General features: G+C 42.2%; 14 protein-coding genes. 9 read left to right on the plus strand and 5 right to left on the minus strand.

Annotated features, from left to right (window positions below; all coding sequences use genetic code 11):
- Window positions 1-252: 252 nt before the first annotated feature.
- Genes CSV74_RS11365 through efeO form a run of 3 tightly spaced genes read right to left on the minus strand, consistent with a single transcriptional unit; the run spans window position 253 to window position 4106 of the window.
- The gene (locus CSV74_RS11365; RefSeq protein ID WP_233190897.1) at window positions 253-2001 is read right to left on the minus strand and encodes an FTR1 family protein; all 1749 of its coding nucleotides are present in this window, start codon (window positions 1999-2001) and stop codon (window positions 253-255) included.
- Entirely contained in the window at window positions 1976-3253 is a 1278-nt protein-coding gene (efeB, locus tag CSV74_RS11370; RefSeq protein ID WP_099691736.1) for an iron uptake transporter deferrochelatase/peroxidase subunit, read from the minus strand. Before efeB ends, CSV74_RS11365 begins: the two co-directional genes overlap by 26 nt.
- 4 nt (window positions 3254-3257) lie before the next feature.
- On the minus strand, window positions 3258-4106 hold the full coding sequence (gene efeO / locus CSV74_RS11375) for an iron uptake system protein EfeO (protein WP_099691737.1): 849 nt from the start codon (window positions 4104-4106) through the stop codon (window positions 3258-3260).
- 244 nt (window positions 4107-4350) lie between these two features.
- Between efeO and CSV74_RS11380 the strand changes: the two genes are divergently transcribed.
- The 3 genes from CSV74_RS11380 (at window position 4351) to CSV74_RS11390 (ending at window position 9803) form a co-directional block, all read left to right on the plus strand.
- A complete protein-coding gene (locus CSV74_RS11380; RefSeq protein WP_099691738.1) occupies window positions 4351-5433 on the plus strand; it encodes a DUF2157 domain-containing protein in 1083 nt (360 codons plus the stop codon).
- Window positions 5423-5962 carry a GDYXXLXY domain-containing protein gene (locus CSV74_RS11385; RefSeq protein ID WP_099691739.1) on the plus strand — a complete coding sequence of 180 codons (540 nt, stop codon included), beginning with the start codon at window positions 5423-5425 and terminating at the stop codon, window positions 5960-5962. The genes CSV74_RS11380 and CSV74_RS11385 overlap by 11 nt, the downstream gene beginning before the upstream one ends.
- A gap of 2107 nt (window positions 5963-8069) precedes the next feature.
- On the plus strand, window positions 8070-9803 hold the full coding sequence (locus tag CSV74_RS11390) for an AAA family ATPase (protein WP_099691740.1): 1734 nt from the start codon (window positions 8070-8072) through the stop codon (window positions 9801-9803).
- Between the two features lie 74 nt (window positions 9804-9877).
- Here CSV74_RS11390 and CSV74_RS11395 read toward each other — a convergent pair whose 3' ends face one another.
- Window positions 9878-11194, minus strand: a complete 1317-nt coding sequence (locus CSV74_RS11395) for a cytochrome P450 (RefSeq protein WP_158231791.1) — start codon at window positions 11192-11194, stop codon at window positions 9878-9880.
- 96 nt (window positions 11195-11290) lie between these two features.
- On the opposite strand from CSV74_RS11395, the gene CSV74_RS11400 reads away from it, so the two are divergent.
- Window positions 11291-11446, plus strand: a complete 156-nt coding sequence (locus CSV74_RS11400; RefSeq protein WP_081657962.1) for a DUF1540 domain-containing protein — start codon at window positions 11291-11293, stop codon at window positions 11444-11446.
- Between the two features lie 86 nt (window positions 11447-11532).
- Here CSV74_RS11400 and CSV74_RS11405 read toward each other — a convergent pair whose 3' ends face one another.
- Window positions 11533-11940, minus strand: a complete 408-nt coding sequence (locus tag CSV74_RS11405) for a PaaI family thioesterase (protein WP_029054911.1) — start codon at window positions 11938-11940, stop codon at window positions 11533-11535.
- Between the two features lie 382 nt (window positions 11941-12322).
- Here CSV74_RS11405 and speD point away from each other — a divergent pair, with 382 nt between their 5' ends.
- From speD to CSV74_RS11430, 5 genes are read left to right on the plus strand one after another with little or no spacing between them, the layout of a single operon-like run.
- Complete coding sequence (speD, locus tag CSV74_RS11410) at window positions 12323-13147, plus strand: adenosylmethionine decarboxylase (protein ID WP_029054912.1); 825 nt, start codon at window positions 12323-12325, stop codon at window positions 13145-13147.
- Window positions 13128-14612 (plus strand): aminotransferase class I/II-fold pyridoxal phosphate-dependent enzyme, encoded by a 1485-nt coding sequence (locus CSV74_RS11415; RefSeq protein WP_369823712.1) that lies wholly within the window; start codon window positions 13128-13130, stop codon window positions 14610-14612. Before speD ends, CSV74_RS11415 begins: the two co-directional genes overlap by 20 nt.
- On the plus strand, window positions 14612-15463 hold the full coding sequence (gene speE, locus CSV74_RS11420) for a polyamine aminopropyltransferase (protein WP_029054914.1): 852 nt from the start codon (window positions 14612-14614) through the stop codon (window positions 15461-15463). The genes CSV74_RS11415 and speE overlap by 1 nt, the downstream gene beginning before the upstream one ends.
- On the plus strand, window positions 15453-16337 hold the full coding sequence (gene speB, locus CSV74_RS11425) for an agmatinase (protein ID WP_099691743.1): 885 nt from the start codon (window positions 15453-15455) through the stop codon (window positions 16335-16337). The genes speE and speB overlap by 11 nt, the downstream gene beginning before the upstream one ends.
- A complete protein-coding gene (locus CSV74_RS11430; RefSeq protein ID WP_099691744.1) occupies window positions 16330-17529 on the plus strand; it encodes a saccharopine dehydrogenase family protein in 1200 nt (399 codons plus the stop codon). Before speB ends, CSV74_RS11430 begins: the two co-directional genes overlap by 8 nt.
- Window positions 17530-17535: the final 6 nt, after the last annotated feature.

Genomic DNA, 17535 nt, shown 5'->3' on the forward strand with positions numbered 1-17535 from the left:
TTATGATTAATCCTATTAGTCAAGTAGGTATTTAATATAGTAAAGTAAACTTTGTAGAAATAGAGTGGTTGGAATTTTTGTTGGGGTGGGGATTTGCGCTTCGGAGGGGACGCTTTCCCATGGGCGCGACCCTTACCTTTCGTTGCAATTCGCTTGTTAATAAAAAATCATCTAATATTGCTAACACACTTTGATTTTGAACTTAATAATGCAAAAAAGGATGCCCCGAGGTTCTGGGACATCCTTGTCTTGTTAATTCGAAAGTTGTGCTTTGGAACGGTTACCTGCTCTTCGTATCCAGGCAGCCACTAGGATAATGATTAGTAAACCAAGTTGTGCCATGATCGTTTCATTGGTCGGATAAAAACCAATAAAGTCAATAATCTGCAAGCGAGGTTGTACCGTTGTGTTGATCACGTTCGTTAACTGCAATGTATGCAGACTGACGCCAATAATCTTGAATGCTAGCACATAAATCAATATCGTTGCCACTGCAAAGAAGCGGTGGATCGGAACACGATGACTGAGTTTCATGAAGACGACCGCGACGATCGCCAATATGACAACTGCTAGCAATATACCCATCACAAATTTCATAGTGGACATCTTTGGCGCAATCCCTGCATAGAAGACAATCGTTTCCGCACCTTCTCTAAATACAGAAAGGAAGCTGACAGAAGCCATGGCGAGTACGCTTCCTTTTGAAATTGCTTGACCCATTTGTTTAGATATATAACGATTCCAAGATGCGACGTTGGATTTTTGGTGCATCCAAATACCGACACCGATCATCAGTGCAGCCGCCACGAGACCCACATAGCCTTCCATCATTTCACGATCATTGCCTATCGTGACAGATTGTAATACCGTGGACATCATAATCGCAACTACGATACTAAGTGCTAAGCCAGCACCCGCACCAACATATACCCATTTACGCATAGCTTGTTGTTTAGCGTTCGTTAAGAATGATAATAACGCCATAATGATTAACAATGCTTCAAGACCTTCGCGCAATAAAATCAGTGCAGAATCCCAAAAGCTGAAGCTGTCATTTGTTTGCAGTAAGGCAATTTGCTGTTTGAAATTTTGTAACTGACGTTCGGCCTTTTCAAGATCATAGCCGCTATTCGACAATTGACCGATCATCAATGGCAATTCATTTTCAAGCTCTGAATAAAGGGAGGCGTTTTTCGTACGCACTTCCCCTTCCACATTCGGCCAAATTTTAATGAACTGGCGCAATGACTTCTTGGCGTCATCCAGCTCTTCATTTTGTAATGAGTCTGAACTTTTATCTAACAGTGCCGTCAATGTTGTCAAAGAATAGTCTTCGGTTGCTGTCTCTTTCAACGTCCCACTGACGAACTGATCTATCTTGACAGTTACATCATCAAATTGCGTCCTCAACATTTCAAGATCAGGTTCTTCTTCTGCCAACGTGATTCTCATGAATGCCATACTCGTTTCAATTGCGCCATACGCCGAAATACTTTGCTCACGCACCGGACGTTCATTGCGTGTCCAGGTAGAAATAAATTGCTGATTTGCTTGTTCAATTTCTTCTAACGAACCCGACTCGATAGCTTCGTCTAATTCTGTGAGGGCTGGTTCCATCAATTGACCGAATTTCTCGCGTTCAGCTAGTTCATCCACTGGATTTTCCGACTTTTCTAATTCATGTAAGGCTTTAGATAATGAACTTAATAGCGTACCGCGTGTTTCTGAGTCTGCTTGCAATGCTTGTTTTAATGTTTTATCGATCTCTTTTGTGAACTCCGAACTCTCTAGCTTCTGTTGTTGCCAAATCGTTTTGAATTCTTGTAAAGATGCTAACGCTCCTGCATCATTCGCTTTTTTCGTTTGCATAATCGAATCACTGATGGAAATATAGAGATCACTATAATTGGTTTCCGTGTCAGCGAATGCTGGACGGATTGGCATTAATATGACAATTAATATAACCGCAATCCATTTATATAATCGAGAAGAGTGAGTCACCGATAAAGCCTCCCTTTTGAACTCCAGGGAAGCAGGCGAATAACGCGCTGCCACGATGAGTAATATATTCATTTAATTTATCTTCCCGACCAAAACTGTTTTGGATTGCGATAAATTGTTTGGGATCTTTTTGGAACGAGATGAACAATAAACCCGCATCAAATGTACCAGTTGAATCCATAACGCCCGAACTATAGGAGAATGAACGACGGTAAATTTTCTGTTTGGATTTCTTAGCCAAACGCACATGGGAAGCTTCGGAGATCACATACTCACCGTTTGAATCCTTTTCCTCCAAATCTACTTCGTCCATCTCTTTTTCCTTACCTATTGGCGCTCCCGTATCGCGATGACGGCCAAATGTGGCTTCTTGTTCCTGCAGAGCTGTTCTATCCCATGTTTCCAAATGCATCTGAACTCGACGAACAGCCATGTACGTACCATTGGTCATCCAACCTTTTGATTGACCCGCATCGATCCAAGCAACTTCATTCATCTCGGATTCTTTTGATCCATTAGGATTGACTGAACCATCTTTAAACGCAAATAAATTTCTTGGCGTCTCTTTTTTCTTACCTTTCATTGGATAGGAATTAAAGCCTGCCTGTGTCCATTTTAATGATACTTTTCCTGAAGCTGCACGCACTAAGTTTCGAACCGCGTGGAACGCAACTTGTGGATCATCCGCACATGCTTGAATACAAATATCTCCACCTGTATACGCTGGATCTAGCTGATCTTTTGGAAAGTGTGGCAAATCTTTCAGTTCAGCAGGTTTTTTTGATGCTAAACTTAAAGACTCTCTTTCAAATAGTGACGGACCTACACCAAATGTCAGCGTTAAGTTCGAAGCGTCCAACCCGACTGACTCTCCTGTATCTTGTGCTGGGATGAGCATATTGGAAGTCTGACCATCAATCTGTTCGCCATTCATCATGCGTACAGCAATGGGAGTCCACATTTTAAATAAATCCATCAATTCTTGTTGTGAATTCACCAAGACATTCAACGAAGCAAAATATACGTAACTTTGACATTCAGTTGCGATTCCAGATTGGTGCTTTCCATAGAAATTGATCTTATTTTTTGAGCGTGGATTATCTTCTTCCTCTACCATTCCGAATACTTTGAGAACACCGCCAAGGCCCGATGCGCCGATTGCCACACCAGCTGCACCTGCTCCTGTATACTTCAGCATTTGACGACGCGAAATTTTCTTATCATAGAATTTTTCTTCAGTTCGGTCAGTCATAGGATCACTCCGTTACGATGCCCATCATACTTAATGGTTCACCTAGTTGATTTACCGCTTCTGATAGCGATTTTGTATCTTCTTTTGTTAATTCCTCATAGGATATATAGCCGCCATTGCCATCTGCATATTCCGCAAGCAGACTATTAATTGTTTCGAATTTAGTTTCGAGTTCATCGACTAGTTGCTGATCTTTTGCTACCATCTGATCTTTCAAAATTTCATAGATTTTTTCCGCGCCTTCAATATTTGCTTTGAAGTCATATAGATCAGTGTGAGAATAAATTTCTTCTTCACCAGTAATTTTAGAAGTAGAGACTTCATTCAATAAATCGACTGCCCCTGTGATCATCAAATCGGGTGACACTTCAACGGTTTCTACACGTGCACGTAGTTCTTTTGCATCCTTAAGCAATTGATCCGCAATCTCTGCGTACCCTTCAGTTGTATTTTCCACCCATAGACCGTATTCAATTTTATGATAGCCAGACCATTCTTCTTCTCCTTGACCCTCTTCTTGAATATCTGCAAGACGTGCATCGATTCGGGGATCTAAATCTCCAAAGCTTTCTGCAATCGGTTCAGAGCGTTCAAAATACATTCTAGCGATGGGATAAATTTTCTTTGCTTCTTCTATATCTCCCGCTTTAACAGCGATGACGAATTTTTCTGTGTCCAGCACGAATTCATCCATTTGTTCAAGCGCAAACTCTTTATATGCATCTGTTTCAGCAGTTAAGTCTACTTCTTCAGTCGCTGCTGGTGCTTTTTCAGTAGATTCTTCAGTTGTTCCACAGCCTGATAGTAAAATTCCTGTTGTTAAAGCGAAGGCAGTTACGAGTGTTTGTTTCATATTTCTTCCTACTTCCTACTGTTTAGTTTTATGTTATCAATGATAATCATTCTCAAGAGGATGTCAATAGGAAATTAAAGGAGATATATGTATTTTTCTAGGATTTATTGTTTTTTTGATAAATATGCGAGATACTTAATTCTACTAGATAATTTCTGTAGGACTCTTTTCATTCTTCATATTCTGTAACATATAATAACTTGATTCGTCTACTTAGTAACTAGTATGAAGGGAGGGAATCAGTGTGAAGAGAAGTGTCAGTAAACAACAATTCACTTTCTTGCAACAAGAGTTTTCTTTTTTACAACAGCAAGGCAAAATGAAAGAAGCAGATGCTAACGAAATGCTCTCGCTATATGAAGCTAAAGGTAGCACTAATTTCGTGAGAATCTTGCTAGCTTTCGGAGCTATATTAGTCGGGGTCGGGATACTGAGTTTTATCGCAGGCAACTGGGCAGGGCTGACGCCATTCTTTAAGTTTGGATTAATTGTTGCCGGCATGATCTTGGCATACTTTGCAGGATATAAGCTTGAAAGAGATTACGAACGAACATCTCGCAGTATGTACTATATCGGGGCTGCTATTTTTGGTGCGGGGATATTCCTAATTGGCCAAAGCTTTCATTTACAACATACTGTATATACGGACTTCCTATTATGGGGGATCGGCATCTTGCCACTAGCCTACTTTCTAAAAGATCAATTGCTTGCTGTATTCGCTAGTGCATTTTTCACAATCTATAGCTTTAGTGCTTTCACAGCTTATGCAGTAGGAAGCTTCGATCCCTTTTGGTTGTTCCTATTGATTCCTCTACTATTCTGGATGAATGAAATGCGATTCGGAAGAAAGAGTTCGTTGTTCGTCATGAATGTTTTGCTTAGTGTGGCTTTTATCGTCAATATGTTAGAGTTCTTCCATGTGGATGAATGGATTTCTGTATTGATTGTCTTTGTATTAGGTGTGCTTCTTGCACTCGCACCTCTCAAACATTATCGTACAGAGTCTTCTTGGGCGGGTTCCGTACTATTTGGAATCACGGGTATTATGCTGACTTTCCCGTTCATATGGGAGGATTTACGATTCGAAGATTCTGCACCTTACTTCTTCACTGCTGTATTCGTTATCTTGTTGCTTTATCTTCTAAAGAAAGATAGCTTACCAGCTATTTTGATCACATGTGCGTTAATCTACCGCTATTACACGGATATCTCATATAATTTCATGCCAAAATCATTATTTTTCATCATAGGCGGTTTACTGTTAATCGGTTTTGGATTCTGGTTTGAAAAATCACGACGAGAGACGGTGAAACGTCATGAAGAGTAAACGGAATCTATTTCTATTAGCCTTAATCGTCCCAATCATACTTCTATTAGCGATGACTTGGAAGCCTTTATACACAGTGAATACTGGTGAAACTATCACACTGGAAACAGTGCCTGTTGACCCACGCGATATTCTTTATGGTGATTATGTCAGTCTTCAGTTTGCGATTGAAGAATTCTCCAAAGAAGATCTTGACCCTGCGCTCATTAAAGAATTCTCCAAACATGATACTGGAAAGCTGACGGTATATGCTGTATTGCAGCTAGAAGAAGGAGATCTATATGGTTTGAAGACCGTTACACATAAGAAACCAAGCGATGGGTTATTTTTAAAAGGAGATATGTACTACTACGGCGAACATGATATCGATGAAAATCAGATGTATTTCGCAAACTTCCTTCCTGATCGTTTCTATGTAGCTGAAAACACAGGTATGCAGTTGGAAGATCTATCACGTAAAGGTCAGTTGCTCGCTGATATAAAAGTTCGTGGTGGTTTTGCTGTGTTAGAAGATGTACGGCCTAAATAGGTCACTTTATTAAAATTGTGGAAGCTGTTGCTGGAAGTCGTGTGAAACACGTTTTCTAGTAATGGTTTCTTTTTTTGAGTTTGTATTGTTTTGAAGATAGTAAGAAGCCGCCTTTGGGTAAGGTGCATGGTATGGAGTAAGCGGAATTGGTAGTGGTTCGGCAAGATCATTTAATTGTTTGTTTTGTACAGAGCTACTCGTTGGATTGCGGGTAGGCAGTTCATATAGTTGTTTTTAAAGGAATATGTGCTTAAGTGACTACGGATTATGTTTCTGTAAAGCGTACGTAATAAGCGGCGTTGGGTTGTGGTTCTTGCACGTGCATTTCCTGTTTCCTGTTTGATCTGGAGGTTGTGGTTTAGCTGACAATCTAAGTGGCAAGCTCATTGCCCCCACTTCGGCGCTGGTGGATGGCTTTCGTTAGATTGGGTGTAGGGCAGTTCGGGTAGTAGTTTTTAATAGTCGAAGTGCTGTCGTATTACGTTTCTATTTAGCATGCCTAATATGCGGCGTTGGGTTGTGGTTCTCGCAAGTGCTTTTCTTTGTCCTGTTTAATCAGGAGGTTGTGGCTTAGCTGGCAATGTAAGTGGCAAGTTCATTGCCTCCACTACGGCGCTGGTGGATGGCTTTCGCGAGGAGCCACAGACAGGAAAGTTCGCCTGTCTCTATCTCATCGCTACGCCTACCACAGCAGTCGCCTTCGTTGCATTGGGGGTAGGACAGTTCCTATACTTCTTTTTTAAAAAACACAAAATCAGTATTACCGAATCACCGATACTCTTCCTATTAGAATCACAACCAAATTAAATACCACCCAGTAGCGCAGGCACAACTGCGGGGTAGGCCGTGGCCAGGAGACAACTGGCAGCACCACCGCCAGCTGGCTCTTGGCTGGAGGCAATCCCCCACGTGCCTGCGCGAGTCCAGAAAGCAGACACTCCCTACCTCCAATACCCAACAACCAATCGAGCAACGCACCCAAGAAAAAGTCACAAAGACCCGCAGCCGCATAGTCTCTTCCACCAAACGCGTTTGTTAGTCGGGTACTGTACGCTATCTCTTGTTTTGCTTTACCGCTTAACCACAACCAAAATAACTACCACTCAGTAGCGCAGGCACAACTGCGGGGTAGGCCATGGCCAGGAGACAACTGGCGGCACTTTGCCAGCTGGCTCATGGCTGTAGGCAATCCCCCAGTGCCTGCGCGGCTCCAGAAATCGAACACTCACTAATTCCAATACCCAACAACCAGTCGAGCAACACCCCAACAAAAAGTCACAAAGACCCGCAGCCGCATAGTCTCTTCCACCAAACGCGTTTGTTAGTCAGGGTACTCTACGCTATCTCTAGTTTTGCTTTACCGCTTAAAACCACAACCAAAATAACTACCACTCAGTAGCGCAGGCACAACTGCGGGGTAAGCCGTGGCCAGGAGACAACTGGCAGCACCACCGCCAGCTGGCTCCTGGCTGTAGGCAATCCCCCACGTGCCTGTGCGGGTCCAGAAAACGAACACTCAGCAACTTCAATCCCCAACAACCAGTCGAGCAACGCCCCCAACCAAAAGTGCCAGAGACCCGAAGCCGCCTAGTCTCTCTGCCAATGGTGTTTGTAGGTCGGGTAAGCTACGCAATTCATCATTCTAAGAACCACAACCAAAATACATACCACTTAGTAGCGCAGGCACAACTGCGGGGTAAGCCGTGGCCAGGAGACAACTGGCAGCACCACCGCCAGCCGGCTCCTGGCTGTAGGCAATCCCCCACGTGCCTGTGCGGGTCGAGAAAACGAACACGCACTAACTTCAGTCCCCAACAACCAGTCGAGCAACCCCCCAACCAAAAGTGAACAAGACCTGCAGCAGCATAGTCTTTCCACCAACCATGTTTGCAGGTTGGGTAAGGTACGCTATTACTTATTTTATCAGTCCGCTTAGTGCCACTCTACCACCAGTGAACGGACTAGAAATGCAACGTCCATAGCTTCTTCTTTAGGTATTTCCACACACCTTCTTGAATTTGTAACTATTTATTCAATTTATACACTGTTCAAAACTACTGTTTCTACGTATAATTTAGGTAATTCACTAAAGGAGCTGGAGCTGGCCTTGAAGCCTATTTCAAAATTAGCATCAAAGATTTTAGTCGTAGCCCTCTTTGTCACGGCGATCGTTGCAGGTGTCACTTGGAACTATTTACAATCCACTGGAGGAAAAGAAGTATCCTTTGCTCAGATGGAAAAACTGATTGCTGAACAATCAGGTGCTAGTGTCTTACTAAATGAAACGGCCAAAGGAAAGTTATCGATCACTATAGATCACACAACATACAGCACGATGGTGCGTCCACAAAGTACATTAGTGGATGACTTGGTACAGAAATATAATGTGTCTTATCAATATAAAGCAGAAAGTTCGGCGGGTAGTTGGATTTTTGGTGGGCTTATATTTGCGGCTCTTTTGACACTTTTCATTCTTCACAAAAAAGGCAAGCTTAATATTGGTACGTCAGCTATGAAACACCAGGCATCAAAAGCGACTCCGCTTCCTGACATTACAATGGCTGATATCGGCGGAATCCCTCAAGAAATGAAAGAAGAAATCCTACAGACGTTAGAAGTATTCAAAAATCCTGAAGCAGCGAAAGATATGGGCAATGCATTGCCTCAAGGTATTTTACTGTATGGACCTCCGGGGACTGGTAAAACATTATTAGCTCAAGCAATCGCAAAAGAAATAGGAGCTACTTTTTATTCCTCAAGTGGTGCAGCCTTTACAGAATTATTTGTAGGTGTTGGTGCTTCACGCGTTCGTACACTTTTCGAAAATGCCCGTAAGCAACGTCCTACTGTCATCTTTATAGATGAAGTAGACGCATTGGCTGGGAAACGAAAAGAACACGGCGGAGAAGAATCTGAAAAGACGTTAACTGAATTGCTCGTTCAACTTGATGGTGGAAATGATAACGATGGTATATTATTCATTGCCGCAACGAATCGAAAAGATATGCTGGATGATGCATTCTTGCGTCCAGGACGTATTGACTTTACTTTTCATGTTCAATTGCCAGACACAAAAGGACGTCGCGAAATTATCGATATCCATACAAATGGCAGAACGTTGGCACCTAATGTAGTAGCGTCTCTTGATACACTTGCAGACAGTACTTCAGGTTTTTCCGGTGCAGAAATTAGCAGTTTGTTCGAAACAGCTAGCCGCCGCGCCATTCGGGAAGGTCGAAAATTAATCGAGAAGCATGATTTGGATTTTGCAATTGACCGAACAATCCTTGGAAATACAGCGCGCACGTTAAGCGATCAAGAAACGAAGCGTCGCGTAGCCATTCACGAATCCGGGCACGCCATCATCGCTGCTCTAACAAAGCCAGGTTCTGTGAGAAAAGCGACGATCATTCCAAGAGGTCAAGCACTCGGTTATGTAGCCCCTATTCAAAAGGAATTGCATTTATCTACAGCTAGCGAATTGCTTGATCAAGTCAGTATGATCTTAGCGGGTGGTATTGCAGAGCGCCTCTATTTGGGTGAGCACAGTATTGGTGTTGGAGGCGACGTGGAACAGGCCAAAGATATTCTTGAGCGTATGGTGAACACTGGGTTGTTCCAAGAAGGATTTTCTTTGATCTTCAATAAAGCTGATAGAGAAGAAAAAATGCAAATGCTATTTAATCAAGCCGCGAAAAAGACGGAAACACTCATTAAGGAGCACGCGTATCAATTTGAAGAATTGGTCAATGCACTATATAAAGAAGAAACGCTTGAAGGTGACGAAGTGCAGCGCATTGTCGAGTTACCGACTCCTAAAGATGCGGTAGTGTTTATCTGATAACTAGCAAAACAGCGATCATCTTATTGATGGTCGCTGTTTCTTTTTATGACACGGACGATTGTTCGCGTCAGTCATCCGCGCTTTTCTACCTTCATCGGCCAACCATCTTTTATCCGTAATGAAATCAACGGTTCTGGAACGGGCGCTTGCAATCGAACATTATGAAATAAAAACTTCTTATATAGCACCGTCAAAATGAGTGTCGCTTCGAGCATCGCAAATCTTGAACCGATGCAACTGCGGGAGCCGCCACCGAACGGAAAGTAACTAAATGGTGCATACTTATTACCTGTTGCAAACCGTTCAGGGTCAAATGCACTTGGATTCGGGAACACCTCTTCATTTCGATGAACCGCATACGGACAGATCATAAACGTGCTTCCCTCTTTAAAAGATCTTCCGAACATCTCAACAGGTTGGTCAAGTTCCCGATATATCAGCCAGGCAGGAGGATAAAGCCGCAAACCTTCTTCAATAATTTGCTGTGTATACGGTAATTCCCGCATCCAATTAAATGGATTACCTATCAATTCTGCGGTTTCCAATTCATCTATTAGACGTCTCTCTACTTCAGGATGGCTTGCAATTTCAGCAAATAACCAGCCCAATAAGTTTGCTGTCGTTTCATGACCCGCCAGCAACATGGTCATCATCTGATCACGTACTTCTCTGTCCCGCAATCTGTTTCCGTTCTCATCTGTCACCGCCATCATCATACCAAGCAACGAATCCTCAAACCATTCAGGATGGTCTTTCGCAACCATTAACACATCGTCAATCATTGCTTCGAGTGTCTGTATTGCTTCTTTATGTTTCAAGTTGGCTTTAGTCGGAACTGAAGCAGGAATCATCACGGGACTGAATAAAATTTTGACGCTTTGCTCAATCGTTGTCGTGACAGCATCCGCAAGCTCTTTCTCCTCTTCCAAGACGTTTGTTGAGAACATCGTTCGCGTAATGATTGACAGTGTCAAACGCATCATAACAGTATGCATATCCACTTCCTGTTCATGCTCAAGACGTTCACCTAGCTTCTCCGTTTCATCAATGATGGCATGGGCGTAGCGCTCTAGTGCATCTTTATAGAACGCCGGTTGGATATATTTTCTCTGCGTCGCATGCCGCTCACCTTCCGTTGTCAGTAAACCTTCTCCCACAGTTCTCTGCAACACAGTCGTGGTCCGGCCTTTAATAAATGACTGGTCTTGACGAATCAAGATTTCTCGAATAGCTTCCGGACTGTTGACCACAAACGTCGGGGAAATGCCTGTCTTCAATGAAATCACATCGCCAATCGGCTGTACTCGCGTAAAAAAAGCTATAGGGTCACGCATGAATTCCAAGTAATTTTGTAAACGTGGAGTCGCAATATCTTGTACAGTAACCATGAAATCTCCTCCAAGGTTGTCATAATGAACCATTTCCCTTTTCTCCTGTATGTATGCAGTGTTTCTGGATATGCTAGTCAAAAGGAGGTGGGTCAATTGGCAAAAGACGTATTATGTGAAGTAACGAACTGTCATTTTTGGGAAGCAGGTAATCAGTGTGGAGCAGACGAAATCAAAGTGATTTCACGAAAAGGAAGAAAAGCAAAAGACTCAGCCGAAACAGATTGTGGTACGTTCATTCCAAAAGGATAATCCACCTAGCAGCAGCCAGGCTTTTATGCTTGGCTGCTTTTTTATTATAGCTAGACACTTATGTATTGCTTCCCAGTTCATAACAATTATTTCAACTTGAACGTAGCAGTACAATGAGCAACTAATTCATCCTTCTCGTTGAATAACGTTCCTTCAACCAAAGCTGTAGAGCGTGTTCTATTGATGACGGCAGCTTTTGAATAGACAGATTCTTGAACGACCGGCTTTAGAAATTGCGTTGCCATTTGTATCGTCATAACATCATTTGCACCCATTGAACGACAAAGCATTCCCATCGTCGTATCGAGAACGGACATATACATACCGCCGTGAATGGTTCCGCGTACATTATCATAGTCTTGACGATAAGGTAAATATAATTCCACATTACCCGCTTCTAATTTTTGTGTTTGCAGACCTGCAAATTTCCAAAAAGGACTTGTCTCGAAATCTTGTCGAACTTGTGCCAAGTATTCCACTGTCGTATCGTTCATTTCATTACCTCCTGAAAATGTAGTGATTGTTTTATATACCATATCGTAAAGGTAGTCTGACGACAATTCAAAGCAATTTTTCTTACACGATAATATTTCTATTTCTAATTATTTTAATAAATAGTATATATTTTTGAATCTTTTTGCTTTATAATGAAGACAATTTCATAAGTTTTTTAATTTAGGAAGAGTACCTGTGAGCATTATGCCAATCCAATCACCTGTTATGTAATGGAATAGAGATCCTCTCTATTCTTATATCAACAAGCGAAACAGAGTAAAGGTCCCTCTCCAATCTGTCATGTTGGTATTATTTCATGTGGATTGGAGAGGGACTTTTTTATGTGAACATGACTTTAAACACTTTATATAGAAAGGATGGATGTTACGGTTGGAAAATAAGCTGAAGCTCTACGGCTTTAACAACCTCACCAAAACTCTTAGCTTCAACATTTATGATGTGAGCTATGCAAAAAGTAGAAGAGAGCAAAGTGAGTATATCGCCTATATAGATGAGCAATACAATTCGGAACGTTTAACGAAAATTCTCTATGATGTCACCGAAATGATTGGTGCCCATGTATTGAATGTCAGTAAACAAGACTACGACCCGCAAGGTGCTAGTGTAACGTTGATGATTTCAGAGGAGAAATTCCCTGCATCACAAATTGATCCTTCTTGCAATCAAGGTGCGATTCCCATCTTACCCGATAAAGACTCCGTCGTTAGTCATTTGGACAAAAGCCACGTGACCGTCCATACGTATCCCGAGTATCATCCCGATAACTCCATTGCGACGTTTCGTGTAGATATAGATGTGTCGACGTGTGGGGAGATTTCTCCATTAAATGCGCTCGACTATCTCATTGGAAGCTTTGATTCGGATATCATTACCGCAGATTATCGCGTACGTGGATTTACACGATCAGTCGACGGTAAAAAACTCTTTATGGATCATGCGATTACATCAATCCAAGACTTCATTGACGAGAAAACATTGCAAATGTATGACGCAATCGATATAAATGTTTACCAAGCGAATATCTTCCATACGAAATTACTCATTAAAGAGATTGATTTGCAAGATTACCTATTCAACAAAGACGTTTCAGAAATACCGCCGAAAGAACGTCTTCTAATCTCTCATAATCTCCGCAAAGAGATGATTGAAATTTACAGCGGTTCCAATGTCTATGAAAATGAGTGAGGAGAGACTATTGAAGTTATCACAACATCGCGCTCCAATTATGGAAGCCTTGCAGCAATATCAAGAAGCACGTGTCGTTCCTTTTGATGTTCCCGGACACAAACATGGCCGTGGCAATAAAGAACTTGCGGATTTCCTCGGGGAGACTTGCTTGCATCATGACGTGAATTCCATGAAACCTCTCGATAATTTATGTCACCCTGTCTCTGTCATACATGAAGCAGAAGAGTTGGCAGCAGAAGCGTTTGGCGCAAAGCACGCCTTCTTGCTAGTAAATGGGACGACCTCTGCCGTACAAGCTATGGTCATGACCGCTTGTAAAGCTGGAGAGAAGATCATCATGCCACGAAATGTTCATCGCAGCGCCATCAACGCTTTAATCTTAAGTGGAGCTGTTCCTATTTACGTGAATCCTGGAGTGCAAGAAGACCTTGGCATTCCACTCGGCATGGCGGTGGATGAAGTAAGGAAAGCAATCGTGGATCACCCTGATGCTAAAGCGATTCTTATTAATAATCCAACCTATTATGGTATCTGCTCCAATCTTCAAGCCATTACTGAACTAGCACATGCACATGGTATGCTCGTGTTAGTGGATGAAGCACATGGTACACATTTTTATTTTAATGATAAATTGCCTGCTTCCGCGATGTCCGTCGGCGCGGATATGGCCTCTATCAGTATGCATAAATCAGGCGGATCTTTAACGCAAAGCTCATTTTTATTAATTAATAATGAAGTAAGTGAAGGCTATACGCGACAGATTATTAACCTGACGCAGACTACGAGCGGGTCTTATCTATTGATGTCGTCATTGGATATTTCACGTAAAAACCTCGCATTATACGGTCAGGAAATCTTCGATAAAGTGATTAAAATGGCGCAGTATACTCGTGATGAAGTCAACCAGATAGGTGGCTATTATGCTTATTCCAAAGAATTGATCAACGGTGATACAGTCTATGATTTCGATGAGTCCAAACTGTCGATTCACACGCGCCAAATGGGACTCGCAGGGATTGAAGTGTATGATATTTTACGTGATGAATACGATATCCAAATCGAATTCGGAGACGTAGCAAATATCCTCGCCTATATTTCAGTCGGAGATCGCACGCTGGATCTTGAACGACTGGTTGCGGCACTAGCGGAAATCAATCGTCGTTATAAAAAGGATCCTAGTTCTTTATTCGACCATGAATATATTAATCCAGAAATTGTTCAGTCACCCCAACAGGCATTTTACGCTGATAAGGAGATAGTATTGCTAGCTGAATCTGCAGGACGAGTCGCAAGCGAATTCGTCATGTGTTACCCACCTGGCATCCCCATTGTGGCACCGGGGGAACGAATTACAAATGAAATAATTGAATATATCAACTATTGCAAAGACAAAGGGTGTTTCCTAACAGGTACCGAAGATTCGAATGTAAATTATATTAACGTAGTAAAGGAGGATGTTTGATGAACTTATGGTTTACTGAAGATCATTCACCTTATGCCCGCTTTTCCTTTCGCGTTGAAGAACATTTATATACTGCGACGAGTGAATTCCAGAAGATTGATGTCTTTCAAACAACAGAGTTCGGTAGAATTTTGACATTGGATGGCTATGTCATGGTGACGGAGAAAGACGAATTCATTTATCACGATATGATTGTTCACGTACCAATGGCCACCAATCCGTCCATCCAGAAAGTGTTGGTTATTGGTGCAGGTGATGGTGGCACCGTACGCGAATTGACGCGCTATCCCTCAATCAAAAAAATAGACATGGTGGAGATTGATGAGCAGGTTGTGAAAGTATGCCAGGAGTTTTTACCGCAAACGGCAGCGCAACTGACGGATCCGCGCGTTACGCTATATTTTGAAGACGGTCTAAAATTTGTCCGCCAGCAAGAAAATGCCTATGACTTGATTATTGTCGATTCCACCGACCCATTCGGTCCGGGTGAAGGTCTCTTTACGAAAGAGTTTTATGGCAATTGCTATAAAGCTTTGAACGAACAAGGCATTCTTGTGAATCAGCATGAAAGTCCTTTCTACGCCGAAGACGCACGCGGTATGCAGCGAGCACATAAAAGTATTATGGGATTCTTCCCCGTTTCTAAAGTCTATCAAGCACATATTCCAACCTATCCATCAGGACACTGGCTGTTCGGATTGGCTTCTAAGAAATATGACCCAATAGAAGATTTGGATTCTGATGCCTGGAATGCACTTGGTTTACAAACAAAATATTATAATACAAAACTGCATGTCGGCTCGTTCGCCTTGCCGAATTATGTTAAGGAGTTACTGATTCATGCTAAATAAAAATATAGAAACATTTTTAGGTTTCGATGCAGACTACAAGGATTCTTCATTCGTAATTTTTGGTGCTCCTTTTGATTCTACAACCTCTTTTCGTCCTGGCACGCGCTTCGCCAGTAAAGTGATGCGTAGTGAGTCATTTGGTCTCGAGACATACAGTCCTTATCAAGAAGCTGATTTAACGGATTACTCATTATTCGACGGCGGTGATTTGGAACTGAGTTTTGGTAATACAGAACGTGCTCTCGAGCAAATTAAAGAGTTCACTTCACTCGTTTTGAAGGATGAGAAAATTCCTTGCATGATTGGCGGCGAACATTTAGTGACTCTCGGAGCTGTACGTGCTACTGCGGAAAAGTACCCAGATCTGCATGTTATTCAATTCGATGCACATACGGATTTGCGCGAAGATTATTTGGATCAGCGTCTATCCCATGCCACGGTTATACGCAGAATCTGGGACTTGCTCGGCGATAATAAAATCTTTCAATACGGCATTCGTTCAGGTGATCGTCCTGAATTCGAATGGGCGGCTCAGCAGCATGTCTTCATGAATAAATTTAATTTTGATGGTCTTGAAAATACAGTTGAAAAACTACAAGGTAAACCCGTCTATTTGACAATCGATCTGGATGTACTGGATCCTTCCGTATTCCCTGGAACCGGTACACCGGAAGCGGGTGGCGTAAGCTTTGTTGAATTGCTAAATGCGATTTTGACAGTCAGCGATTTGAATATCGTTGCCTGTGATATTAATGAGTTGTCCCCTGTCTATGATCAAAGTGGTGTATCAACCGCAGTTGCTTGTAAAGTGTTGCGTGAATTAACAATTGCTATAAATAAAAATAACGAAATGGGTGGTGTCTTTAATGGGTAAAGCATTAATTATTGGAGCTGGCGGTGTAGCAAGTGTGGTTGTGCATAAGTGTTGTGAGGTACCAGATGTATTTGAAGAAATCTGTATCGCAAGTAGGACGAAATCAAAATGTGATGCATTGAAAGACAAGCTAGATGGTGGACGAACAAAAATCCAAACTGCACAAGTAGATGCAGACAACGTGCCTGAACTCGTCGCGTTAATCAATGAATTCAAACCGGATATCGTCATTAATGTCGCATTGCCTTATCAGGATTTGACGATTATGGATGCATGCCTTGAAACAAAAGTGGACTATCTGGATACGGCAAACTACGAGCCACTTGATACAGCAAAATTTGAATATAAATGGCAGTGGGCTTATAAAGAGAAGTTTGAGCAAGCAGGTATTACTGCCTTGCTCGGCAGCGGTTTCGACCCTGGCGTAACCGGTGTGTTCTCCGCTTACGCATTGAAGCATTACTTCGATGAAATCCATACGATTGATATCGTGGATGCCAACGCAGGCGACCATGGCTATCCCTTTGCAACTAACTTTAACCCGGAAATCAACATCCGTGAAATCACTGCAAACGGACGCTACTACGAAAATGGAGAGTTCATCGAAACAGAACCTCTTGAAGTGAAACGTGTCTATGATTTACCTGAAATCGGACCAAAAGATGTCTACTTGCTATACCATGAGGAACTTGAATCATTAGCGAAAAATATTACTGGTGTAAATAAAATTCGTTTCTGGATGACGTTTTCCGAAAAGTATTTGATGCACTTACGTGTACTTGAAAATGTGGGTATGACGTCCATCGAACCGATTGAATTCGAAGGTCAACAAATCGTTCCACTACAATTTTTAAAAGCTGTACTACCGGACCCCGCTTCTCTCGGACCGCGTACGAAAGGAAAAACGAATATCGGTTGTATCTATCAAGGTACGAAGGACGGCGAGCCAAAAACGTATTACGTTTACAATATTTGTGATCACCAAGAGTGCTATCGTGAAGTAGGATCACAAGCTATTTCCTATACAACAGGTGTACCAGCTATGATCGGTGCGATGATGATGTTAACAGGCAAGTGGAAAAAGCCAGGTGTCTTCAATATTGAAGAATTCGATCCAGATCCATTCATGGATGCGTTGAATGAGTATGGTTTACCTTGGCACGAAGACTTCAATCCAACTTTGATAGACTGAGGTGAA

Source organism: Sporosarcina sp. P19 (assembly GCF_002743165.1).
GTDB lineage: Bacteria > Bacillota > Bacilli > Bacillales_A > Planococcaceae > Sporosarcina > Sporosarcina ureae.